Source organism: Shewanella halifaxensis HAW-EB4 (assembly GCF_000019185.1).
Lineage (GTDB): Bacteria > Pseudomonadota > Gammaproteobacteria > Enterobacterales > Shewanellaceae > Shewanella > Shewanella halifaxensis.
Genome location: NC_010334.1, coordinates 4,995,001 through 5,018,713 on the forward strand (window position 1 = coordinate 4,995,001; position 23,713 = coordinate 5,018,713).

Sequence of the window (23,713 nt, forward strand, 5' to 3'; positions counted from 1 at the left end):
CGTCATCGAGAGTGTAGAGTGCGTGACTCAAACTGGCTCTAATACTAAGCGGTATAAAGACTTGATCGCTCAGCGAGAATTTGCACTTTTGAGTCAAGCGTCTTGAATTAGTTCGCCAAAAGCACTCTGAGTAGATCACTTTCTTATCCTGATGGCTCCAAGGCTTGGGAAGATCGGCACTCGCAAATATGTTTCGTACAATTTTCATGCTTGGATCTGGTTGAGAGAGGGGGGTAAAATCACAAATTGCAGATGCAAAAAAGCCCACTACATCGTAGCGGGCTTTATCGCTTCTCTTTCGAGAATAAATAGGCGCCTGGAAATGACCTACTCTCACATGGGGAGACCCCACACTACCATCGGCGATACTGTGTTTCACTTCTGAGTTCGGAATGGATTCAGGTGGTGCCACAGTTCTATGGTTTCCAGACAAATTCTGCTTTACTTTCAGTTTTTAAAAAACTAAAGGTAAAAAAGTTTGAAAAGCTGTTACTCGCTAGCGCAAGTAATTGAAATTAATTTTGAGTTCACACTACATTAAGTGCTTAAATTCTAACTCTGGTGTCTGTTGAAACATCAGTCTCATACAAAACCCATCAGGGTTGTATGGTTAAGCCTCACGAGTCATTAGTACAAGTTAGCTCAACGCCTCACAACGCTTACACACCTTGCCTATCAACGTCCTAGTCTCGAACGGCTCTTTAGAGAGATTAAATCTCTAGGGATGACTCATCTTAGGACTCGCTTCCCGCTTAGATGCTTTCAGCGGTTATCGATTCCGAACGTAGCTACCGGGCAATGCCATTGGCATGACAACCCGAACACCAGCGGTTCGTCCACTCCGGTCCTCTCGTACTAGGAGCAGCTTCCTTCAATCATCCAACGCCCACGGCAGATAGGGACCGAACTGTCTCACGACGTTCTGAACCCAGCTCGCGTACCACTTTAAATGGCGAACAGCCATACCCTTGGGACCGACTTCAGCCCCAGGATGTGATGAGCCGACATCGAGGTGCCAAACACCGCCGTCGATATGAACTCTTGGGCGGTATCAGCCTGTTATCCCCGGAGTACCTTTTATCCGTTGAGCGATGGCCCTTCCATACAGAACCACCGGATCACTATGACCTACTTTCGTACCTGCTCGACGTGTATGTCTCGCAGTTAAGCTGGCTTATGCCATTGCACTAACCGTACGATGTCCGACCGTACTTAGCCAACCTTCGTGCTCCTCCGTTACTCTTTGGGAGGAGACCGCCCCAGTCAAACTACCCACCAGGCACTGTCCCGAACCCCGATTCAGGGGCCGCGGTTAGAACATCAAAACTACAAGGGTGGTATTTCAAGATTGACTCCACTCCATCTAGCGACGAAGCTTCAAAGTCTCCCACCTATCCTACACATGTAGGTTCAATGTTCAGTGCCAAGCTATAGTAAAGGTTCACGGGGTCTTTCCGTCTAGCCGCGGGTATACGGCATCTTCACCGCAATTTCAACTTCACTGAGTCTCGGCTGGAGACAGCGTGGCCATCATTACGCCATTCGTGCAGGTCGGAACTTACCCGACAAGGAATTTCGCTACCTTAGGACCGTTATAGTTACGGCCGCCGTTTACCGGGGCTTCGATCATGAGCTTCTCCGAAGATAACCCAATCAATTAACCTTCCGGCACCGGGCAGGCGTCATACCGTATACTTCCTCTTGCGAGTTTGCACAGTACTGTGTTTTTGATAAACAGTTGCAGCCACCTGGTATCTGCGACTCTCGGCAGCTTAGGGAGCAAGTCCCATCACCACTAAGAGCGTACCTTCTCCCGAAGTTACGGTACCATTTTGCCTAGTTCCTTCAGCCGAGTTCTCTCAAGCGCCTTAGTATTCTCTACCCGACCACCTGTGTCGGTTTGGGGTACGATTCCTACTAACCTGAAGCTTAGAAGATTTTCCTGGAAGCATGGCATCAACTACTTCATCACCTTAGTGACTCGTCATCAGTTCTCAGCCTTAAGTACACCCGGATTTGCCTAAGTGTACAGCCTACAACCTTAAACGCGGACAACCAACGCCGCGCTAGCCTAGCCTTCTCCGTCTCTCCATCGCAGTTAGCAGAAGTACGGGAATATTAACCCGTTTCCCATCGACTACGCCTTTCGGCCTCGCCTTAGGGGTCGACTCACCCTGCCCCGATTAACGTTGGACAGGAACCCTTGGTCTTTCGGCGAGGGGGTTTTTCACCCCCTTTATCGTTACTCATGTCAGCATTCGCACTTCTGATACCTCCAGCGTGGGTTACCCCTTCACCTTCAACGGCTTACAGAACGCTCCTCTACCGCACTAGTGCAAGCACTAGTACCCATAGCTTCGGTGTATTGCTTAGCCCCGTTAAATCTTCCGCGCAGGCCGACTCGACTAGTGAGCTATTACGCTTTCTTTAAATGATGGCTGCTTCTAAGCCAACATCCTAGCTGTCTAAGCCTTCCCACATCGTTTCCCACTTAGCAATAACTTTGGGACCTTAGCTGATGGTCTGGGTTGTTTCCCTTTTCACGACGGACGTTAGCACCCGCCGTGTGTCTCCCGTATAGTACTCATTGGTATTCGGAGTTTGCAAAGGGTTGGTAAGTCGGGATGACCCCCTAGCCTTAACAGTGCTCTACCCCCAATGGTATTCGTACGAGGCGCTACCTAAATAGCTTTCGAGGAGAACCAGATATCTCCCGGTTTGATTGGCCTTTCACCCCCAGCCACAAGTCATCACCGCATTTTTCAACATACGTGTGTTCGGTCCTCCAATTGATGTTACTCAATCTTCAACCTGCCCATGGCTAGATCACCGGGTTTCGGGTCTACACCTTGCAACTAAACGCGCAGTTAACACTCGGTTTCCCTACGGCTCCGCTATTCGCTTAACCTTGCTACAAAATGTAAGTCGCTGACCCATTATACAAAAGGTACGCAGTCACGGTCTCAAGAACCGCTCCCACTGCTTGTACGTATACGGTTTCAGGTTCTATTTCACTCCCCTCACAGGGGTTCTTTTCGCCTTTCCCTCACGGTACTGGTTCACTATCGGTCAGTCAGGAGTATTTAGCCTTGGAGGATGGTCCCCCCATGTTCAAACAGGATGTCACGTGTCCCGTCCTACTCGTTTTCACGTAAAGTTAGTTTTCATGTACGGGGCTATCACCCTGTGCCGCTGTGCTTTCCAACACATTCCACTAACACCCTCTACGCTTAAGGGCTAATCCCCGTTCGCTCGCCGCTACTAGGGGAATCTCGGTTGATTTCTTTTCCTCCGGGTACTTAGATGTTTCAGTTCCCCGGGTTCGCCTCACTACACTATGTATTCATGTAGTGATACATGCTTATGCATGTGGGTTTCCCCATTCGGACATCGTTAGCTCAAATGCTTGTTACTAGCTCGCCAACGCTTTTCGCAAGTTACTACGTCCTTCATCGCCTCTGACTGCCAAGGCATCCACCATATACGCTTAGTCACTTAACCATACAACCCAAATAAGTCTCTATGAGAAATACTCGTTGTTCTGAGCGGGTAAGCTCACAACAGCCGTACTGTAACTAATGGTTTCTACTTTCGCCAAAATTAGAATTTTTATCTTACTGCCTCATACTTTCGTATCAGCCAACAAGCTAAGACACTTAATGTTAAGTGTTTTTAGAACTCAATTTTTTAATTTCGCATTAATCCTACAAATAACAACACGATAAATCGTAGTCGTTATCCCTTTCAGATTAACACTATCAGCTTTCCAAATTTTTAAAGAACGATATCAACTGCAACTAAGGCAGGATATTTTGTCGCTCATCTCTACAAGTAGAGACAAACAAGCAATCTGTGTGAACACTCAACAACGATTAAGTTAGTCGTATAGGTAAGGAGGTGATCCAGCCCCAGGTTCCCCTAGGGCTACCTTGTTACGACTTCACCCCAGTCATGAACCACACCGTGGTAAACGCCCTCCCGAAGGTTAAGCTATCTACTTCTGGTGCAGCCCACTCCCATGGTGTGACGGGCGGTGTGTACAAGGCCCGGGAACGTATTCACCGTAGCATTCTGATCTACGATTACTAGCGATTCCGACTTCACGGAGTCGAGTTGCAGACTCCGATCCGGACTACGACCGGCTTTGTGAGATTAGCTCCACCTCGCGGCTTCGCAACCCTCTGTACCGACCATTGTAGCACGTGTGTAGCCCTACTCGTAAGGGCCATGATGACTTGACGTCGTCCCCACCTTCCTCCGGTTTATCACCGGCAGTCTCCCTAAAGTTCCCACCATTACGTGCTGGCAAATAAGGATAAGGGTTGCGCTCGTTGCGGGACTTAACCCAACATTTCACAACACGAGCTGACGACAGCCATGCAGCACCTGTCTCAGAGTTCCCGAAGGCACTAAGCTATCTCTAGCGAATTCTCTGGATGTCAAGAGTAGGTAAGGTTCTTCGCGTTGCATCGAATTAAACCACATGCTCCACCGCTTGTGCGGGCCCCCGTCAATTCATTTGAGTTTTAACCTTGCGGCCGTACTCCCCAGGCGGTCTACTTAATGCGTTAGCTTGAGAGCCCAGTGTTCAAGACACCAAACTCCGAGTAGACATCGTTTACGGCGTGGACTACCAGGGTATCTAATCCTGTTTGCTCCCCACGCTTTCGTACCTGAGCGTCAGTCTTTGTCCAGGGGGCCGCCTTCGCCACCGGTATTCCTTCAGATCTCTACGCATTTCACCGCTACACCTGAAATTCTACCCCCCTCTACAAGACTCTAGTTTGCCAGTTCAAAATGCAGTTCCCAGGTTGAGCCCGGGGCTTTCACATCTTGCTTAACAAACCGCCTGCGTACGCTTTACGCCCAGTAATTCCGATTAACGCTTGCACCCCTCGTATTACCGCGGCTGCTGGCACGAAGTTAGCCGGTGCTTCTTCTGCGAGTAACGTCACACCCAAACGCTATTAACGCTTGAGCTTTCCTCCTCGCTGAAAGTGCTTTACAACCCGAAGGCCTTCTTCACACACGCGGCATGGCTGCATCAGGCTTTCGCCCATTGTGCAATATTCCCCACTGCTGCCTCCCGTAGGAGTCTGGACCGTGTCTCAGTTCCAGTGTGGCTGATCATCCTCTCAGACCAGCTAGGGATCGTCGCCTTGGTGAGCCATTACCCCACCAACTAGCTAATCCCACCTAGGTTCATCCAATCGCGGAAGGCCCGAAGGTCCCCTCCTTTCCCCCGTAGGGCGTATGCGGTATTAGCAGTCGTTTCCAACTGTTATCCCCCTCGACTGGGCAGATACCTAGGCATTACTCACCCGTCCGCCGCTCGTCACCTCAGGAGCAAGCTCCCTTGTGTTACCGCTCGACTTGCATGTGTTAGGCCTGCCGCCAGCGTTCAATCTGAGCCATGATCAAACTCTTCAATTAAAGTTTTTTGCTTCTTCCACCTTACAAGTAAGGCTAAATCAGCGGCTCAACGAATTCTGTATTACATATTGCTATGAACACTCATTCATTAAGTAAATTTTTGATTGTCTCGTGAGAGACAATTTCGAATAACTTAATCTCTGTGAGTGCCCACACAGATTTGCTTGTCATATTGTTAAAGAGCGTGCTAATCCTATTAAGAACAAGTCTTTCAGTTAGCAGCCTAAGACGCTAGGTCGTTGGCTTGAGGAGGCGTATTCTACACTCTCCAGTGGCGGCGTCAAGCGCTTATTTTAAGAAGTTTTTCAAGCGCTGATTTCTTAATCAGAAGTCAAAACCCGAAGCTCTTAAAGCGGTTGTCACCTGAATCAAATCTCCGTGGAGTTTTAACTCTCACTCTATTCTTTTTCATAAAAAGAAAGGAGTGACTGATTGCGCTGCAAGTCCCGTACTATCTAGCGTTTACGCTGGGTAGTTGGCCTGCTGTGCCGTGTCAGTGGATGCGCATTATAGGGAGTTTCGAGATGAGTGCAAGGGGCTTTTGCAATAAAATTAGCTTTTATGAATCAAGCGTGTAGTTATCAGACGATACGTACAAAAAAGGGGCTGAAAGCCCCTTTTTTCACCATCATTAATGCTATTAAATCTAGTCAGCGTTCTTTGTGACTTGGTTTGATGACTGAGGTTCTGCAAGAAACTCCTTAATAAGAGTCACCGCTTTATCATCGTCCCAATCAACAAAGGTACGAACGAAAGCGATTAGCTCCCCTTCCCTGTTAAGGATAAAGGTGGCGGGTATCGTATCTAAAGGAAATACATGACCCAATTTCTGCTCTTTATCATAATAGGTATTGAAGCCTTCCATTCCTAATGACTTTAGGAATGGCTCTACCTGCTTATTACCCTCTAGATCGATAGATACAGGTAACACTTCAAAGTCATCAGATCCGATCTTGGCTGAGAAGCGACTGATAGCCGGTAACTCTCTTACACATGGAGGACACCAAGTGGCCCACATGTTAACCATGATGACTTTACCTTTATACTGGCTAAAGTCGACAGCCTCACCTTTACTATCTTTAAAGGGTACAGCTTCAATCGGAAACGGCTTTGGCAAAACACTAATAAGATCGACACTAGATTGAACTTGGCTTTCAGCTTGCTTTTCCATTCCAGGATAGGCCTGCGCCCCAGCAGCAACCAACATCGTTGCTGCAACTAGACCCACTATGGTCGATCTCATTTAGCGTCTCGCTTTAATAGACGATCTAACTCTTGCTGTTCTTCACTTGATAGCTCTTGATTGTTCGATTCTGCTATGCGCTGCTTGCGGATAAAGAAGAAACCGATCACGCCACCAAACAATAGCAAAGCAATAGGACCTAACCAAAGAACGTAAGTTTTAGCTTCCATTCTCGGCTTATATAAGACGAACTCACCGTAACGACTCGTCATAAACTCAACAATTTCGTCATCGCCCTTACCTTCATCAACCATCTGGTAAACTTCTAAACGTAAGTCTTGAGCAACCGGAGAGTTAGAATCGATTAAGTTTTGGTTTTGACACTGTGGACAACGCAATGAGTGAGCAAGACTTAACGCACGCTTCTGATTATCAACAGACTTAAACTCATAAGTGTCGACTGGTGTAGCATTAACGATCGTTGCCATGCTTAGTAGAAGCACTAGAGCCGAAAAGCCCTTCATTAATGATTTAATCACGATGCACCATCCTTCGCCGCTTCAGCTTGTAGCTGTTGAACCATAGGGTAAAGTGTTTCTTTCCATACATTACGGTCAATTGGCCCCGCATAACGGTAACGAATAACACCTTTATGATCGACAAGGAAACTCTCTGGCGCACCGTATACACCAAGGTCTAAACCTAGGCGACCGTCATGGTCATAGATATTAATTGCGTATGGGTTACCTTCACGGCTTAACTCACGAATAGCTAATGCACGTTCATCGCGATAGTTAATACCATATATAGGTAGAATATTTTTGCGCGCTAAGCTCATTAGGAAAGGATGCTCATACTTACATGATGGACACCAAGTTGCCCACACATTAAGTAAGCCTACCTTGCCTTTTAGCGTTTCATTAGTCACGGTCTCCCCTGACTTCTCCAAAACCTCTAACTGGAAAGCCGGGATCGGCTTTCCTTCTAGAGCTGAGTCGAGTTGTTGCGGGTTAAGGAAGAGTCCCTTATAGAGGAACACTCCCATACCTAAAACTACGACGAGTGGAATAAATAATACTAACTTTTTCATATTTACTCTGTTCCAATTAAGCCGTTGCTAACTTGTCAGCTTCTTTAGCTGCAGTCTTTTCTGCGCTCTTAGCTCTTACGCGGTAGCGCTTATCAGATGCGGCGAAGAAACCACCGACCATCATAAAGATAGAGCCAAACCAGATCCAGCGAACATAAGGCTTATAGTTGATACGCACTGCGTATTCTGTACGACTAATTGGGTCACCCATTGTCACGTAAAGATCTCGGAATAGACCCCAATCAATACCGGCTTCAGTCATGTCCATAGTACGAACATTGTATTGACGACGATCAGGTCTTAGTAGAGTAACGTAATCATCACCCTCATAGACTTCGATTTGACCTTGTTGAGCCGTGTAGTTAGGACCAACAACATTCTTGGTTTCCACATAATTAAAGGTGTAACCCGCCAGTTCCTGAGAAATACCAGGACCCATACGAACACTCTTCTCTAACGAGTAGTTAGATACCATAGTGGCACCAACAACTGATACGGCAATACCAAGGTGAGCGATAATCATACCCAGTTGACTGCGGCCAAGACGGGTTAAATCAATAGAACCATCCTTAGTTTTAACCATGTTGTATGCGGCGCGGAATGTCATCAAGGCGACCCATACAGCCATACCAATACCGAATACAACCCAAATGTTAAATTGACCATCGGCTAGGAAAGGCGCAGCTAAGCCAACTACCGCAGAGATCACTGCGGGGACGATTAGCTGACGCTTAAGTTCACCCGCTTTAGACTTCTTCCAGCGAATAACCGGGCCTACACCCATAAAGCCAAATAGAACTAGAACGATTGGAACGAATACCGCGTTAAAGTATGGAGGTCCTACAGAAATCTTACCCATGCCTAATGCGTCGATTAGTAGTGGATATAGGGTACCGAGCAATACTGTACCACAAGCAACCGTTAGCAGTAGGTTACATATCAGTATCATGGTTTCTTTAGATTTCAACTCAAATCGAGCAGGGCTACGCATCTCACTTGCTCTGAAAGCAAATAGAGTGAGTGAACCACCCACGGCTAAACCAAGTAGCAATAGGATGAACATACCTCGACTTGGATCCGCTGCAAACGAGTGAACCGAAGTTAACACGCCAGAACGAACAATAAAGGTACCAAGTAAGCTTAGCGAGAAGGCAAAGATCGAAAGCAAAACAGTCCAGTTACGGAATGCGCCACGCTTCTCCGTTACGATCACCGAGTGAAGTAGCGCTGTACCAATTAACCAAGGCATGAAAGAGGCGTTCTCAACTGGATCCCAGAACCACCAACCACCCCAACCGAGTTCGTAGTATGCCCACCAAGAACCGAGTGAGATACCGCCAGTTAGGAATACCCATGCTGCTAAGGTCCAAGGACGGCTCCAACGAGCCCAAGCTGAGTCAAGGCTGCCGCTCATCAAGGCTGCAATTGCAAAAGCGAAGCTTACAGCAAAACCTACATAACCAAGATAAAGCATTGGTGGGTGGAAAATCAAACCAACATCTTGCAACATTGGGTTAAGGTCACGCCCTTCCATCGGAACTGGGAATAATCGCTCAAATGGGCTAGAGGTCAACAACATAAACAGCGTAAAGCCGATAAGGATCATCGCCAGTACTGACAACACTCGTGCTGTAAAGACTTCTTCCAAGCCTTTACTAAACAATGCTACTGCTGCTGCCCAAGCTGATAATGAGAATACCCAAAATAGCAAAGAACCTTCATGGCCACCCCATACAGCTGCAATCTTAAAGAAGATTGGTAACTCAGAATTAGAGTGGTGTGCTACATAAGCAATAGAGAAGTCATCGACAGCAAAGCTGTAGCCAAGCGCGATAACAGAGAAGAGAATAAAGAAGAACATTCCGTAACTTAGTGGCCACGCATAGCGCACTAGGTATTGGTCTTTACGTGCTACACCTACTAAAGGAACGATGGCTAACAGCATGGCGAATGCCAAGCCGATAATCAGCGAAAAGTGTCCTAATTCTGGGATCATGGGTTTTCCTCAGTCCTAAACCATGCTTGATTAAGCTCTAGCTGAATCATCGCATACGTGTTTACAATTAACACAATTAAAAGGTACAAATTTTAGCTCAGTTTAGTATTTGCTATTGTTAATGTCTGCCTATTTCGTACAAATATGGGTGACCAGTCTCATTCTTCCCCTATCTTATTAACAAACACACATAAACAATTGCTTATCACATTCCACAATAAACTGAACGAATTTAGTTGAATGTTATGGTCTGACCGACAAAGTTCCCGTAAGTTTCGAGAATATTTACAATTAGAATCAATCTGTGAACAAGTACTCAACTATGACCTTTTAAGGTTATATTACTGTTCAATGAATAATCTTTACGTATAATCTTATCCCTAGTTCAGCGGTGAATCCGCTTTTTCGCAAACGAAAGTGAAATAGACATAATGACCACATTCTGGATTTTAATAGCCTCATTTCTGTTGGTTAGCCTCGCGCTGATTTGGTTCCCACACTTCCGCCAGCAGCGCATGCTGAGAGCAGAGGAAGCGGATGTTCGTAAAGGTACTAACCTTGAATTATTCAATGAAAGACTCGCGACTTTAGAGAAAGAACTTGAAGAAGAACTACTAGATCAACCTGAGTTCGACGCATTAAAGAAAGAGCTTGAAATCAGCTTACTTCAAGACATGAAGCAAGGTGACGACGACTCACTAGTTAACAAGCTTAAACCCAAGAGCATAATGTGGCCATCAGTTATGTCTGTTGTTATCATTGGTATCAGTGGTTATATGTACTCAACTTTGGGTGCCTATAAAAACCTTGATCAGCCTATGACTGCAAATGATCCACATGCAGGTCAGTCGACTGAACAAATCATGTCTCAGCGTGTAGGAATGATGGAAGCGCAAGCGCAAGCCGAGCCAGAGAACAGCCAGGTTTGGTTTAGCCTGGGCCACGCTTACATCTCAGCAAACCGTTATGACGACGCAATTAAAGCTTTCGATAAGACAATGGATCTTGTCGGTGTACATGCTGAGTTACTTGGCCCGAAAGCAACTGCACTTTATTACCGCTCTAACCAGAAGATGACACCAACGGTACAGGCACTTGTTGATCAGGCATTAAGCCTTGATCCAGAAGATCCTTCGACACTGTTACTTGTAGGCATGGATTCATTCTTCACGGCTGATTACCAGAAAGCAATTGATGCATGGCAGCTAATTCTAGATAGCGACCGTAGTGACGTTGACCGCGGCGCAATAATGAATGCTATCGATAGCGCTAAAATGAGAATGCAGTCAGAAGGTATAATGCCTAATGAAGGTATGATGCCTAATGATGAAGCTCACAAGAGTGTACAGCCTGGTGCGACAGCAAAAACAGTAACTATTGAAGTATCTATCTCTCCAGAGTTACAAGCCAAAGTGGCCAGCACTGATATGCTATTTATCTTTGCTCGCTCAACTGAAGGTCCAAAAGTACCACTGGCTGCAACTAAGATCTCAGCGGAATCCTTACCTGCGACGATAACCTTAGATGACAGTACTGGTATGGGTGGCAATACTAAGCTTAGCGATACAAAAGCCGTTGAGATTATCGCGGTACTATCTAAGCATGGTAGCGTAAGAGCGCAGACTGGTGACATCCAAGGTAAGCTTGCGATGGTTAAAGTTGGCGAAACTGGCCAGCTAGTGCTAGATACTCAAGTTCAGTAATCCTGAGCATCAGATTAAAAAAGCCGGCCTTAGCCGGCTTTTTTATATCCATAAATCGCCAACCTACCACTTACCTATAGACCGGATAAGTCTCTTGTCACCGCACTGTGACAGCATTAAGTCTCCTTGCTATCACCCTGCTTAGCAAGGTCGAATCACAGGCACAAAAAAACCGGCAAAGGCCGGTTTTTTAATGCAAAGTAAAGCTTACTTAGACATATATTCGATTGCTTTGGTGTAATCTTCATCTGAGCAATCTGTGCACATGCCGCCTGGTGGCATTGCGTTTAGGCCAGACTTAACAGAAGACACTAGAGCAGGCATACCTTTAGCTAGGCGTGGTTCCCATGCCGCTACGTCATGTGTCTTTGGCGCACCAGCAACACCCATGCTGTGACAAACTTGACATGCCTTGTCATATACAGCTTTACCATCTTGAGCAAGTGCGCTTGTAGACAGAGTCATAGCTGCCACTGCAGTCAGTGCTAATAATTTTTTCATCTTATACGTTCCTAATGCAAATTCTAACAAAGCTCACGCTGCCCTAAAATTTTTGGCAGACTTATTCTAGCTCGGCTAGGTTACTACAAAGTTCAACAAATGGCATCTTTTTGTGACATAAACCGTACTAATACAGGTTTTACAAGACATAGTTCTCAAAAAGGTTAATATATTAGCAAATGTTTAAAAAGTTCATAGAAAATACACAATATTCGAACTACATCAAATTGCTGACACTTAGCAACAAGCAGGACTAAACGCTTGAAAGTGTATGTGTTAGTATCCCTTGTGTTTTCATACAGCTTGATATAGAGGGCTCAGTGGTAGAACAATCAAAAGCAACAACACTGGTATCAGCTAATAACTTAACCTGCATTAGGGAAGAACGCATTTTATTTGACGCGCTTAGCTTCGAAATAACCGAAGGTGAGATTGTTCAAATCGAAGGCCCCAATGGTGCTGGAAAAACAAGTCTTTTGCGGATTATCGCTGGTTTATCTCGCCCCTATGCCGGGCAAATCAATTTTAAAGGTGAAGACATTAATCATTGTCGTGACGAGTACAACGATGAGTTATTGTATCTTGGCCACCTTGCAGGTGTTAAAAGTGAGTTAACTGCAGAGGAAAATCTTAACTTCAATTTAAGGATTAGTGGGTATGATGACTTCGATGCCCGTCAGATCCTTGCAAAAGTTAACCTCTCTGGTTTCGAAGATGCGCTTGCCGGACACCTGTCTGCAGGTCAACACCGACGTACAGCACTCGCAAGGCTTTGGCATACAAACTGTAAGATCTGGCTTCTCGATGAACCTTTTACTGCCATCGATAAGAAAGGCGTAGAAGAGCTAGAGCATCTGTTTTTAGCCCATGCAAAGCGAGGTGGATGCGTGATATTGACTACACACCAAGATATGGGTGTGATTGGTGATGATATCTTACGTAAAATTCGTCTCGATTATCGCTTCGTATAAGGTTTGGCTATGAAGAAAGGTATCAGTTATACCAAGGCATTTAGCACGTTATTAAAACGAGATCTGCAAATTGCTGTACGTCATCGCGGTGATATTTTTAACCCGCTACTGTTTTTCGTCCTAGTGGTGACTCTATTTCCATTAGGCATTGGCCCTGAGCCACAAGTATTAACTCGAGTCGCCCCTGGTATTATCTGGGTCGCAGCACTATTGGCATCCATGTTATCACTTGAACGATTGTTTAAGGCCGACTATGCCGATGGTAGCCTTGAGCAAATGTTGCTAAGCCCGCAGCCACTGCCATTAATGGTATTGGCCAAGGTACTAGCACATTGGATATTAACAGGGGTACCTTTAATTTTAGTAGCCCCCCTCTTAGCAGTGCTATTACATTTAGATGGTAATAGCTACGGAGCATTAATTGCGACATTAGCGCTAGGTACTCCGGTGCTGAGCCTACTCGGAGCGATTGGTGTAGCTTTGACGGTTGGACTACGTAAAGGCGGCGTACTGCTAAGCTTGCTGATTTTGCCTTTATATATCCCAGTATTGATTTTCGCAACCAGTGCCATTGATGCCGCTGGTATGAATTTACCTTATGATGGTCAGCTCGCTATTATTGGCGCAATGTTGATCGGTTCATTAACGTTAGCACCATTTGCAATTGGTGCATCCTTACGAGTGAGTACTAACTAAAATGTGGAAATGGTTACATTCTTACGCGGATCCTGAACGCGCTTATAATTTGTCTGGAAAGCTCCTCCCTTGGTTCGCAATGCTCGCGATTTCGCTGATTGGTATCGGTTCTGTATGGGGTATGGTATTTGCTCCTGTTGATTACCAAATGGGCGAAAGCTATCGCATCATATTCATCCATGTACCTGCTGCGTCTATGTCAATGACCGCTTATATGGCAATGGCGACATCTTCATTCATCGGCCTTGTATGGCAAATTAAAACCGCCGACTGGGCTGCGGCGGCTATCGCACCTATCGGTGCAGTACTCACCTTTATTGCACTAGTTACAGGTGCCACTTGGGGTAAGCCGATGTGGGGCACTTGGTGGGTGTGGGATGCACGCTTGACCTCTGAACTCGTACTACTTTTCCTATATCTTGGCGTTATCTCTTTATACGCATCATTTGAAGATAAAGTACTTGCAGCGCGCGCCGCAGGCATCCTTGCTATAGTAGGTGTTATTAACATCCCAATTATCAAGTACTCTGTTGATTGGTGGAGCTCACTGCATCAGCCGGCGTCGATTAAGCTCACCGAAAAATCGGCGATGCCTGCTGAGATGCTATATCCATTACTAATTAACATTCTAGGCTTTGGTGTGATGATTGGTGCAATTACATTAGTGAGATTTAGATCAGAAATTTTGGCACGAAATGGCATGCGTCCATGGGTCCGTGAACTTGCTAAGGCAGAGGGGGTCAAATAATGCAATTCGACTCAATAAGTGAATTTATCAACATGGGCGGCTACGCATTCTATGTATGGCTAGCCTACGGTGTAACTTTTTTCTCGCTAGGAACGCTAGTCGTCCTTAGTGTTAAACAGAAACGTAAGGTGTTAGTAGAGATCGCTAAGAAGATCCAACGTGAAGAACGCCTTAAAGAAACTCGGAGTAATAAATAGTGAACCCAAGACGAAAGAAACGCCTTACCCTTGCTGTAGCCCTGATTGTCGGTGTATCAGCAATCGCGTCTTTGCTTTTATATGCGTTAAATTCGAACTTAAACCTTTTCTTTACGCCTACTGAAATTATACATGGTAAGAAAGATACCGGTGTTATGCCTGAAGTTGGCCAGCGCATTCGTGTTGGTGGCATGGTAACGATAGGTTCAATGGTTCGTGACCCAGAAAGCCTACACGTTGAATTTGCAATACATGATATCTCTGGTGGCGAAATCATAGTGACTTATGATGACCTACTTCCGGATCTTTTCCGTGAAGGACAAGGTATCGTTGCACAGGGCGTATTGTCAGCTCCTGGTGTTCTACAGGCGACTGAAGTCCTTGCCAAGCATGATGAAAACTACATGCCACCTGAAGTTGCCGAAGCTATGGGCCAGACCCATGAGAAATTAGATTATAACCAAGAGCAAAAGTCTGGCGGTTACTAAGCTAAACTGATTATTCAGCTAAATAAAAAGCCTTCTTTATGAAGGCTTTTTTGTGCCCCCAGTTTGCGAATCTATAACCATATGCAAAGATGCCCTCTAAATCGCTGCTAATCTCTCAAAATGCCCCGCTACGCCTCACTCAATGAACTGTGGCAACTTATATCGATTTCTAGACTAATGTGCACCTAAGCGCACCTAGAGCTTTTAAAACGACAAGCCAGTTGTCTTATACAGTAAGAGCCTGATTCTCTCCCTATCAGCACCAGTTTGAACACCACCTAACCTTTTCCAGACACCTTAAACAATCTCTTATACCAATCAGTATAAGAAGTTGATCTACTCAGAGCGTTTTTTGGAAAACTAATTCAAGGCGAATAGCTGAGAGAATGGTTATTCCCTTATGAGGCTGTTCAACGCAGAAGTAGGCAGCCAAAAACGCTCCAGAATGGCGAGTTTTAGCGGTTCTGATGCTGTGACTCTTAAGGAACAAGGGGGAGCTTAACCCTAGAACAACTACGCTCTTCACTCGTTGCAAACCACATGGATGTGGTGAATGTCATTAATGCAGGAGCAATTAATGACCTTGCCTCAAAATCGCTAAACTCTCGCTGAGCGACCAAATCTTTATACTGCTTGGTATTAGCCCTGGCATATTCTCCTAAGTTGCCCCTCCACCGCTCCCATCTAGCTCCCTCCTCGCGCTCACTACAATCAGCTCAGGGTAGAAATAGGCCAAGCCGTACTAGCTCTTATACCAATCAGTATAAGAAAGTGATCTACCAAGAATGCTTTTGGCTAACCAATTCAAGACGGGGTATTGCTCCCTTCAAAGAACATCCAACGCAGAAGTAGGAAGCCCCCCCAAAAAAAGGCGAGTTTTAGCGCATCCGATGCCGCGTTAACAAGCGTAGACCTGGTTTAACTAGGCCCTTCACGCGTTGCGAGCAACATGGATGCTACGAATGTCATTAATACACAACGGAGTGGGTTCAAGAGGTACAAGAGCATGGATGGTCTGGGGGTGAATAATGCTGGATCGATTATCGAGAGTAAGCGGGAACCGTTACCGAGGAGTAATTAATATCCTTACTTCAAAAGCGATAAATTCTCGCTGAGTGTTTAGGTCTTGATACTGATTGCTATTAGTCAAATTAAGTTAACAACAGGGAGGTTTAACTGGTGAGAGAGCATACCCAAAAAGTTAATTCCACACATCCAGCAAATAACTTCGACAAAACTTAGGAAAAATGAATGATGGTAGGATTGCTCAAAATTTATAAACGAGGCGCCCTATATCTATATTGGGCTAACTCAATGATAGGTTAACAGCCTGATTCTATCGCGAGCTATCTGAGGGGAGTTTAAAGATTCAATAAAGAGGTAGCGGATAACATGATGACTTAAATTTTAGATATAAAAAAGGCCGAACTAATGTTCGGCCTTTTTAAACTAAGACTTATTTACTCTGCAGTGTCTTCAACAGCTTCAGCTGCTTCAGGACGACCTACTAGTTCAATATACGCCATAGGCGCTTTATCACCAGTACGTAGACCGCACTTAAGAATACGGGTATATCCACCAGGACGATCCTGGAAACGTGGACCCAATTCAGTAAATAACTTACCAACGACTTCAGCGTCGCGAGTACGAGCAAATGCCAAACGGCGGTTTGCAACGCTATCACTCTTAGCAAGTGTTATTAGAGGTTCAACTACGCGACGCAGTTCTTTCGCTTTAGCTACAGTAGTTTTGATCACTTCGTGACGAACTATTGAGCAAGCCATGTTACGGAACATAGCTTGGCGATGACTGCTGTTACGGTTTAGTTGACGACCACTCTTACGATGGCGCATGACCTAATCCTTATTACCTATATCTGTACTAATCTGGACTTAAAGGTCGTCTGCTAAACTAGCTGGAGGCCAGTTTTCCAGACGCATACCTAACGACAGTCCGCGAGACGCTAAAACATCCTTAATTTCAGTAAGAGATTTCTTACCTAAGTTAGGAGTCTTAAGCAACTCAACTTCAGTGCGTTGTACCAGATCGCCGATGTAATGAATCGCTTCAGCCTTCAAACAGTTGGCTGAACGTACAGTTAGCTCTAAATCGTCGACAGGACGCAACAATATCGGATCGAACTCCGGTTTCTCTTCTACTGGTGCAGTCTCAGTCACATCACGCAACTCAACAAACGCATCTAGCTGTTCGGCTAGAATTGTCGCTGAACGACGAATAGCTTCCTCAGGATCGATAGTACCGTTAGTGGTCATATCGATAACGAGTTTGTCTAAGTCTGTACGCTGTTCAACACGAGCTGCTTCTACATTGTATGCAATGCGAGCAACTGGTGAGAACGAAGAATCAACCAACAAACGGCCGATAGGGCGATCATCGTCTTCAGTTTGTGCACGGGCAGAAGCCGGTACATAACCACGACCACGCTCTACGCGGATACGCATGCTGACGTCATTATTACCTGTCAAATGACAGATAACATGGTCAGGATTCATGATAGTAACATCACCATCATGCGTGATATCTGCTGCAGTAACAGGGCCTGCGCCTGACTTACTTAGCGTAAGCATAGCTTCGTCTTTCCCTTCGATAACTACGGCCAAACCTTTAAGGTTTAGTAGTATCTCAAGGATATCTTCTTGCACGCCTTCCTTGCTACTGTATTCATGCAGTACACCATCGATCTCTACTTCGGTAACCGCGCAGCCTGGCATAGACGACAATAGGATACGACGCAACGCGTTACCTAGAGTGTGACCAAAACCACGCTCTAGCGGCTCCAGTGTCACCCTGGCACGTGTTGGATTAACCTGCTCGATATCAACGAGACGCGGTTTAAGAAATTCTGTAACAGAACCCTGCATTGTGTCCTCTCTTTTGTTTTAACCTTACTTAGAGTAAAGTTCGACGATCAGCTGTTCGTTAATTTCCGCAGACAAATCACTACGCTCAGGAATGCGCTTGAAAGCACCTTCCATCTTAGTGTTGTCAACTTCAACCCATGTTGGCTTTTCGCGTTGAGCCGACACTTCTAAAGCCGCTTTAATACGAGCTTGAGTGCGAGACTTTTCACGAACGCTCACTACATCATTCGCAGACACTTTGAATGATGGAATGTTAACGACGCTACCGTTAACCATAATTGACTTATGGCTAACTAGCTGACGTGATTCAGCGCGTGTTGCACCAAAGCCCATGCGATAAACAACGTTATCTAGACGGGTTTCTAAAAGAGTAAGTAGGTTTTCACCAGTGTTACCTTTAGTACGTGCAGCATCTTTGTAGTAGTTACGGAATTGCTTTTCTAGCACACCATAAATACGACGAACTTTTTGTTTCTCGCGTAGCTGAACACCATACTCAGACAGACGGGTCTTACGAGCGCCGTGTTGTCCAGGTGCAGTTTCAAGCTTACACTTCGAATCGATTGCTCTCACGCCGCTCTTTAGGAAAAGGTCTGTACCTTCTCTGCGGCTGAGCTTGAGCTTTGGACCCAAGTATCTTGCCATGTTCTTTCTCCAACTATCCTATTAAAAACGACGAATTAAACGCGACGTTTCTTAGGAGGACGACAACCATTATGAGGGATAGGCGTCACATCGGTAATGTTAGTAATTTTATAACCAACCGAGTTTAGTGCACGAATCGCTGATTCGCGTCCTGGACCTGGACCCTTCACAAAAACTTCTAGGTTTTTAACACCGTAGTCCTGAGCAGCAGTACCTGCACGCTCAGCAGCAACCTGTGCAGCAAATGGGGTAGATTTACGTGAACCACGGAAACCTGAACCACCAGAAGTTGCCCAAGATAGTGCGTTACCTTGACGATCTGTAATGGTAATAATTGTGTTGTTGAAAGACGCATGGATATGCGCCATACCATCAGCAACCTGTTTACGTACACGCTTACGCGGAGAACGTGACGGAACTTTAGCCATTTTGGTTTACCCCGTTACTTTCTAATTGGTTTACGTGGACCTTTACGCGTACGCGCATTGGTCTTAGTACGTTGCCCACGAAGGGGAAGGCTACGACGATGGCGAAGGCCACGGTAACAACCAAGGTCCATAAGACGCTTGATGTTCATGGAAACTTCGCGACGTAAATCACCTTCTACAATGTAGTTGGCAACTTCTTCGCGTAGAGTATCAATTTGAGCTTCGCTCAATTCCTTGATCTTAGCATCTTCAGCAATAGAAGTAGCCGCGCAAATAGCTTGTGCGCGAGTACGACCGATGCCGTAGATAGCAGTCAATGCAATGACTGTATGCTTTTGATCAGGAATGTTAATGCCAGCGATACGGGCCACTATGCACTCCTTAAGTTAAAGGTCATCTGTGAAAAGCCCGGTAGGATACTCGACAGACGACAATTTAGCAAATAATATTTTGACCAGCCCGGACTGGGCTGGTCAATTTTTTTTTAGCCTTGACGCTGTTTGTGTTTAGGTTCAACACAAATCACACGTACAACGCCACTACGCCTTACGATCTTGCAGTTACGGCAGATCTTCTTCACGGAAGCTCGAACTTTCATTTCATCACTCCGAGATTGCTATCTTAGCGACCAAAGCGATCTAAGTTCGCTTTGTTTACCAAGTTAGCCTTCTTCATTACAGACTCATACTGATGAGACATCATATGCGTCTGAACCTGAGCCATGAAGTCCATGATTACGACTACCATAATTAGTAGTGAAGTACCGCCAAAATAGAACTGTACTTTCCACGCAATTAACATGAACTCCGGAATTAAGCAGATAAACGTTATATATAACGCGCCAGCTAATGTTAGGCGGGTCATAACTTTATCAATGTAACGCGAAGTCTGTTCTCCAGGACGAATCCCGGGAATAAACGCACCGCTTTTCTTCAAGTTATCAGCTGTTTCGCGAGGGTTAAACACCAACGCAGTATAGAAGAAACAGAAGAAAATAATTGCTGTTGCATATAATAATGAGTACAGCGGTTGTCCTGGTGACACAGCTAGTGAAAAATCACTTAACCATGACATGGACTCATTTTGACCAAACCACTGAGCCAGTGTGCCTGGGAACAAAATGATGCTGGACGCAAAAATAGGCGGGATTACACCAGCCATATTTAACTTAAGTGGTAAATGAGTGCTCTGCGCTGCAAACACCTTACGGCCTTGCTGACGCTTCGCATAGTTAACAACGATACGACGCTGTCCACGCTCAACGAATACCACAAAATAAGTAACAGCGAAAACAATCACTGCCAGCAACAACAATACTAGTACATTCAAGTCGCCTTGACGCGCCTGCTCGGCCGTTTGACCGATAGCAGATGGCAGACCAGCAACAATACCTGCGAAAATAAGAATCGAGATACCGTTACCTATGCCTCTTTCGGTAATTTGCTCACCTAGCCACATTAGGAACATTGTTCCTGTCACTAAGCTCACTACAGCAACGAAGTAGAAACTGAATCCGAGGTTAACTACTAACCCTGGAACCAAGTTTGGTAACCCAGTTGCGATACCGATTGCCTGGAATGTACCCAGGACCAATGTGCCGTATCGAGTATATTGACTGATTTTCTTTCTTCCCGACTCGCCTTCTTTTTTCAATTCAGCAAGTGCAGGATGAACCACAGTCAACAACTGCATAATAATCGATGCCGAAATATACGGCATGATACCTAATGCAAAGATAGAGGCACGTTCAAGAGCACCACCAGAGAACATGTTAAACATGCCTAAGATGGTACCCTTTTGCTGATTAAACAGCTCTGCTAGTACAGCAGCGTCAATACCAGGAATTGGTACAAACGAACCGGCTCTAAAGACGATAATTGCACCAATCACGAACAGGAGGCGGGTTTTCAATTCTGATAAACCGCCTTTCGCGCTTTTTAAATCAAGTCCTGGTTTTGCCATCGACGTATTATTCCTCGATCTTGCCACCGGCAGCTTCAATAGCTGCACGTGCACCTTGGGTTACCTTCAGACCTTTTACAGTCACAGGGCGCTCAATGGTACCTGAAAGAACGATTTTAGCAAACTGTATGTTGCGAGTAACTAGATTCGCATCTTTCAGCGCATTTAGGTCGATAACATCACCGTTAACTTTAGCCAACTCGCTAATGCGAATTTCAGCTGACACCAACGCTTTACGCGAGGTGAAACCAAACTTTGGCAAACGAATCTTAAGTGGCATTTGACCACCTTCGAAACCGACGCGAACGCCGCCACCAGAACGAGACTTCTGGCCTTTGTGACCACGGCCACAAGTTTTACCAGTGCCTGAACCGATACCGCGACCTACACGCTTAGCTGCTGATTTAGCACCTGCAGCAGGTGATAGAGTATTTAGACGCATCTTATACTTCCTCCACCGAAACCATGTAGTAAACCTTGTTAATCATACCGCGAACAGAAGGAGTATCTTCTACTTCAACAGTGTGATTAATGCGGCGTAGACCTAGACCTAGTAAAGACGCACGGTGCTTTGGTAAGCGACCGATTGAACTTTTGGTCTGAGTTACTTTAAGTGTTTTAGTAGCCATGGTGCATTAACCTCGAATTTCAGTAACATTCAGGCCACGCTTAGCTGCGATTTGTGAAGGTGATTTCATATTCACCAACGCATCGACAGTAGCGCGAACGATGTTAATCGGGTTAGTAGAACCGTATGCTTTTGACAGAACGTTATGAACGCCTGCTACTTCCAATACGGCACGCATTGCGCCACCGGCAATAATACCGGTACCGTCAGAGGCTGGTTGCATGTAAACACGTGAACCAGTGTGACGACCCTTTACAGGGTGGTGCAAAGTACCATTGTTCAATTCAACGTTTACAATGTTACGGCGAGCCTTTTCCATTGCTTTCTGAATTGCTGCAGGTACTTCACGCGCTTTACCATAGCCATAGCCGACTTTACCGTTACCATCACCCACTACTGTTAGTGCAGTGAAGCTAAAGATACGTCCGCCTTTAACTACTTTAGAAACACGATTTACTGCAACTAATTTCTCTTGCAGATCATCTTTTTGCTGTTGAGCTTCAAATTTAGCCATTTTTCATCATTCCTTAGAACTTGAGGCCAGCTTCACGAGCAGCGTCTGCTAATGCAGCAACGCGTCCGTGATACTTGAAGCCGGAACGATCGAATGCAACTACAGCTACGCCTTTTTCGATAGCGCGCTCAGCAACGGTTTTACCCACTACTTTAGCTGCATCTACGTTACCTGTGTACTTTAGCTGCTCGGTTACTGCTTTTTCAGCAGTAGAAGCTGCCGCCAACACTACGTTTTCAGGGCTAATGACCTGAGCGTAAGTGTGACGTGGTGTACGATGTACAACCAGACGATTAACGCCCAGCTCTTGGATCTTCTTACGGGCACGTAAAGCGCGGCGTAAGCGAGATGTTTTCTTATCCATATCGTATTACCTTACTTCTTCTTAGCCTCTTTACGGCGTACTTGTTCGTCAGCATAGCGAACACCTTTACCTTTGTAAGGCTCTGGTGGACGGTAACCGCGAATCTCAGCTGCTACTTGTCCGATCAACTGCTTATCTGTACCAGAAAGTACGATTTCAGTTTGTGATGGACACTCAGCTGTTACGCCGTCAGGAAGTTTGTGAACCAAAGGATGTGAGAAACCTAGAGTCAGGTCGATATCTTTACCGGCAAGCTTTGCACGGTAACCAACACCAACTAGAGTCAGCTTCTTAACGAAACCTTCCGTAACACCAACAACCATGTTGTTGATTAATGCACGAGCTGTACCAGCTTGAGCAGCGGTCTTAGCGCTTTCAACTGGTGAACACTTGATTTCATTGTCTTCAACAACAACAGAAACGTCAGAGTTAATAACTCGAGTCAAACTACCTTTAGTACCTTTTACGGTGATAGTTTGTTCGTTTAAAGTCACTTCTACGCCTGCAGGGATAGCGACTGGTGCTTTTGCGACACGAGACATTGCTAGCTCCTTATGCTACGTAGCAGATAACTTCCCCACCCATGCCATTTTGGCGGGCAGTACGATCAGTCATCAAACCTTTAGAAGTGGACACGATAGCGACACCCAGTCCGCCCATAACCTTTGGAAGTTCGTTTTTACCTTTGTAAATACGAAGACCAGGACGGCTAACGCGCTGGATAGTCTCAACGACTGGCTGACCTTGGAAATACTTTAAAGTGATTTCCAATTCAGGCTTGGCTTCATCTGCTACGGCGTAGTCAGTGATATAACCTTCTTCTTTAAGCATTTGCGCGATAGCGATTTTTAGCTTAGCAGAAGGCATCTTCACAGATACGTGTTTAGCAGCTTGGCCGTTACGAATACGTGTTAACATATCCGCAATAGGATCTTGCATGCTCATATTAGCTTACTCCGTGACAAGTGCTTACCAGCTGGCCTTGCGTAGGCCAGGAACTTCACCGCGCATAGTTGCTTCACGTAATTTGATACGGCTAAGGCCGAATTTACGTAGGAAACCATGTGGGCGACCAGTTTGACTACAGCGATTGCGCTGACGCGCTGCGCTAGAGTCACGTGGTAGAGCTTGTAACTTAAGTACTGCATCCCAACGATCATCATCAGATGTAGTTGGACTGCTAATGATAGCTTTAAGTGCAGCGCGCTTTTCAGCGAACTTAGCTACGAGCTGTGCACGTTTTGCTTCACGTGCTTTCATTGAACTTTTTGCCATTACGCTACC

25 protein-coding genes and 3 rRNA genes are annotated in these 23,713 nt (G+C 45.7%); 6 read left to right on the top strand and 22 right to left on the bottom strand.

Features of this window, described 5'->3' with window-relative positions; genetic code table 11:
• Positions 1-314: 314 nt before the first annotated feature.
• The 7 genes from rrf to SHAL_RS21210 all read right to left on the bottom strand — a co-directional run bounded on the left by rrf (position 315) and on the right by SHAL_RS21210 (position 9,702).
• Positions 315-430 (bottom strand): 5S ribosomal RNA (gene rrf / locus SHAL_RS21180).
• 176 nt (positions 431-606) lie between these two features.
• Positions 607-3,501, bottom strand: a 23S ribosomal RNA gene (locus SHAL_RS21185).
• Positions 3,502-3,890: 389 nt separating this feature from the next.
• Positions 3,891-5,433: ribosomal RNA gene (locus tag SHAL_RS21190) — 16S ribosomal RNA — on the bottom strand.
• Together the 16S, 23S and 5S rRNA genes form the textbook arrangement of a ribosomal RNA operon.
• Before the next feature lie 646 nt (positions 5,434-6,079).
• Complete coding sequence (locus SHAL_RS21195) at positions 6,080-6,676, bottom strand: TlpA family protein disulfide reductase (protein ID WP_012279155.1); 597 nt, start codon at positions 6,674-6,676, stop codon at positions 6,080-6,082.
• Complete coding sequence (nrfF, locus tag SHAL_RS21200) at positions 6,673-7,140, bottom strand: heme lyase NrfEFG subunit NrfF (protein ID WP_012279156.1); 468 nt, start codon at positions 7,138-7,140, stop codon at positions 6,673-6,675. The genes SHAL_RS21195 and nrfF overlap by 4 nt, the downstream gene beginning before the upstream one ends.
• Positions 7,141-7,151: 11 nt before the next feature.
• Entirely contained in the window at positions 7,152-7,706 is a 555-nt protein-coding gene (locus SHAL_RS21205; RefSeq protein ID WP_012279157.1) for a DsbE family thiol:disulfide interchange protein, read from the bottom strand.
• A gap of 16 nt (positions 7,707-7,722) precedes the next feature.
• A complete protein-coding gene (locus SHAL_RS21210) occupies positions 7,723-9,702 on the bottom strand; it encodes a heme lyase CcmF/NrfE family subunit (protein WP_012279158.1) in 1,980 nt (659 codons plus the stop codon).
• Positions 9,703-10,133: 431 nt separating this feature from the next.
• Between SHAL_RS21210 and ccmI the strand changes: the two genes are divergently transcribed.
• The gene (gene ccmI / locus SHAL_RS21215; RefSeq protein WP_012279159.1) at positions 10,134-11,405 is read left to right on the top strand and encodes a c-type cytochrome biogenesis protein CcmI; all 1,272 of its coding nucleotides are present in this window, start codon (positions 10,134-10,136) and stop codon (positions 11,403-11,405) included.
• 207 nt (positions 11,406-11,612) lie between these two features.
• Here ccmI and SHAL_RS21220 read toward each other — a convergent pair whose 3' ends face one another.
• Positions 11,613-11,906 (bottom strand): c-type cytochrome, encoded by a 294-nt coding sequence (locus SHAL_RS21220; protein WP_012279160.1) that lies wholly within the window; start codon positions 11,904-11,906, stop codon positions 11,613-11,615.
• A 320-nt stretch (positions 11,907-12,226) separates the two neighbouring features.
• Between SHAL_RS21220 and ccmA the strand changes: the two genes are divergently transcribed.
• From ccmA to ccmE, 5 genes are read left to right on the top strand one after another with little or no spacing between them, the layout of a single operon-like run.
• Positions 12,227-12,877, top strand: a complete 651-nt coding sequence (gene ccmA, locus SHAL_RS21225; protein WP_012279161.1) for a cytochrome c biogenesis heme-transporting ATPase CcmA — start codon at positions 12,227-12,229, stop codon at positions 12,875-12,877.
• Between the two features lie 9 nt (positions 12,878-12,886).
• On the top strand, positions 12,887-13,573 hold the full coding sequence (gene ccmB / locus SHAL_RS21230) for a heme exporter protein CcmB (RefSeq protein ID WP_012279162.1): 687 nt from the start codon (positions 12,887-12,889) through the stop codon (positions 13,571-13,573).
• Position 13,574: 1 nt separating this feature from the next.
• The gene (locus SHAL_RS21235) at positions 13,575-14,321 is read left to right on the top strand and encodes a heme ABC transporter permease (protein ID WP_012279163.1); all 747 of its coding nucleotides are present in this window, start codon (positions 13,575-13,577) and stop codon (positions 14,319-14,321) included.
• The gene (ccmD, locus tag SHAL_RS21240) at positions 14,321-14,518 is read left to right on the top strand and encodes a heme exporter protein CcmD (RefSeq protein WP_012279164.1); all 198 of its coding nucleotides are present in this window, start codon (positions 14,321-14,323) and stop codon (positions 14,516-14,518) included. Before SHAL_RS21235 ends, ccmD begins: the two co-directional genes overlap by 1 nt.
• On the top strand, positions 14,518-15,006 hold the full coding sequence (gene ccmE / locus SHAL_RS21245; protein ID WP_012279165.1) for a cytochrome c maturation protein CcmE: 489 nt from the start codon (positions 14,518-14,520) through the stop codon (positions 15,004-15,006). Before ccmD ends, ccmE begins: the two co-directional genes overlap by 1 nt.
• Positions 15,007-16,466: 1,460 nt before the next feature.
• On the opposite strand, the gene rplQ is transcribed toward ccmE, so the two are convergent.
• From rplQ to rpsN, 14 genes are all read right to left on the bottom strand, one after another.
• Entirely contained in the window at positions 16,467-16,859 is a 393-nt protein-coding gene (gene rplQ, locus SHAL_RS21250; RefSeq protein ID WP_012279166.1) for a 50S ribosomal protein L17, read from the bottom strand.
• 39 nt (positions 16,860-16,898) lie between these two features.
• On the bottom strand, positions 16,899-17,888 hold the full coding sequence (locus tag SHAL_RS21255; protein WP_012279167.1) for a DNA-directed RNA polymerase subunit alpha: 990 nt from the start codon (positions 17,886-17,888) through the stop codon (positions 16,899-16,901).
• A gap of 24 nt (positions 17,889-17,912) precedes the next feature.
• Positions 17,913-18,533 (bottom strand): 30S ribosomal protein S4, encoded by a 621-nt coding sequence (gene rpsD, locus SHAL_RS21260; RefSeq protein WP_012153477.1) that lies wholly within the window; start codon positions 18,531-18,533, stop codon positions 17,913-17,915.
• 35 nt (positions 18,534-18,568) lie between these two features.
• Complete coding sequence (rpsK, locus tag SHAL_RS21265; protein WP_012153476.1) at positions 18,569-18,961, bottom strand: 30S ribosomal protein S11; 393 nt, start codon at positions 18,959-18,961, stop codon at positions 18,569-18,571.
• 14 nt (positions 18,962-18,975) lie between these two features.
• On the bottom strand, positions 18,976-19,332 hold the full coding sequence (rpsM, locus tag SHAL_RS21270) for a 30S ribosomal protein S13 (protein ID WP_012153475.1): 357 nt from the start codon (positions 19,330-19,332) through the stop codon (positions 18,976-18,978).
• A 113-nt stretch (positions 19,333-19,445) separates the two neighbouring features.
• Positions 19,446-19,559: a 50S ribosomal protein L36 gene (gene rpmJ, locus SHAL_RS22865; protein ID WP_083758331.1), complete on the bottom strand. Its 114-nt coding sequence runs from the start codon at positions 19,557-19,559 to the stop codon at positions 19,446-19,448.
• Between the two features lie 23 nt (positions 19,560-19,582).
• Complete coding sequence (gene secY / locus SHAL_RS21275; RefSeq protein ID WP_012279168.1) at positions 19,583-20,923, bottom strand: preprotein translocase subunit SecY; 1,341 nt, start codon at positions 20,921-20,923, stop codon at positions 19,583-19,585.
• Between the two features lie 7 nt (positions 20,924-20,930).
• Entirely contained in the window at positions 20,931-21,365 is a 435-nt protein-coding gene (gene rplO, locus SHAL_RS21280) for a 50S ribosomal protein L15 (protein WP_012153473.1), read from the bottom strand.
• Position 21,366: 1 nt separating this feature from the next.
• Positions 21,367-21,552: a 50S ribosomal protein L30 gene (gene rpmD, locus SHAL_RS21285; protein ID WP_012279169.1), complete on the bottom strand. Its 186-nt coding sequence runs from the start codon at positions 21,550-21,552 to the stop codon at positions 21,367-21,369.
• A 6-nt stretch (positions 21,553-21,558) separates the two neighbouring features.
• Entirely contained in the window at positions 21,559-22,065 is a 507-nt protein-coding gene (rpsE, locus tag SHAL_RS21290) for a 30S ribosomal protein S5 (protein ID WP_012153471.1), read from the bottom strand.
• Between the two features lie 13 nt (positions 22,066-22,078).
• The gene (rplR, locus tag SHAL_RS21295; RefSeq protein WP_012153470.1) at positions 22,079-22,429 is read right to left on the bottom strand and encodes a 50S ribosomal protein L18; all 351 of its coding nucleotides are present in this window, start codon (positions 22,427-22,429) and stop codon (positions 22,079-22,081) included.
• Positions 22,430-22,440: 11 nt separating this feature from the next.
• Positions 22,441-22,971: a 50S ribosomal protein L6 gene (gene rplF / locus SHAL_RS21300; protein WP_012279170.1), complete on the bottom strand. Its 531-nt coding sequence runs from the start codon at positions 22,969-22,971 to the stop codon at positions 22,441-22,443.
• 10 nt (positions 22,972-22,981) lie between these two features.
• On the bottom strand, positions 22,982-23,374 hold the full coding sequence (rpsH, locus tag SHAL_RS21305; protein WP_012279171.1) for a 30S ribosomal protein S8: 393 nt from the start codon (positions 23,372-23,374) through the stop codon (positions 22,982-22,984).
• 24 nt (positions 23,375-23,398) lie between these two features.
• Positions 23,399-23,704, bottom strand: coding sequence for a 30S ribosomal protein S14 (rpsN, locus tag SHAL_RS21310; RefSeq protein ID WP_012153467.1), 306 nt, complete (start codon positions 23,702-23,704; stop codon positions 23,399-23,401).
• Between the last annotated feature and the right edge of the window lie 9 nt (positions 23,705-23,713).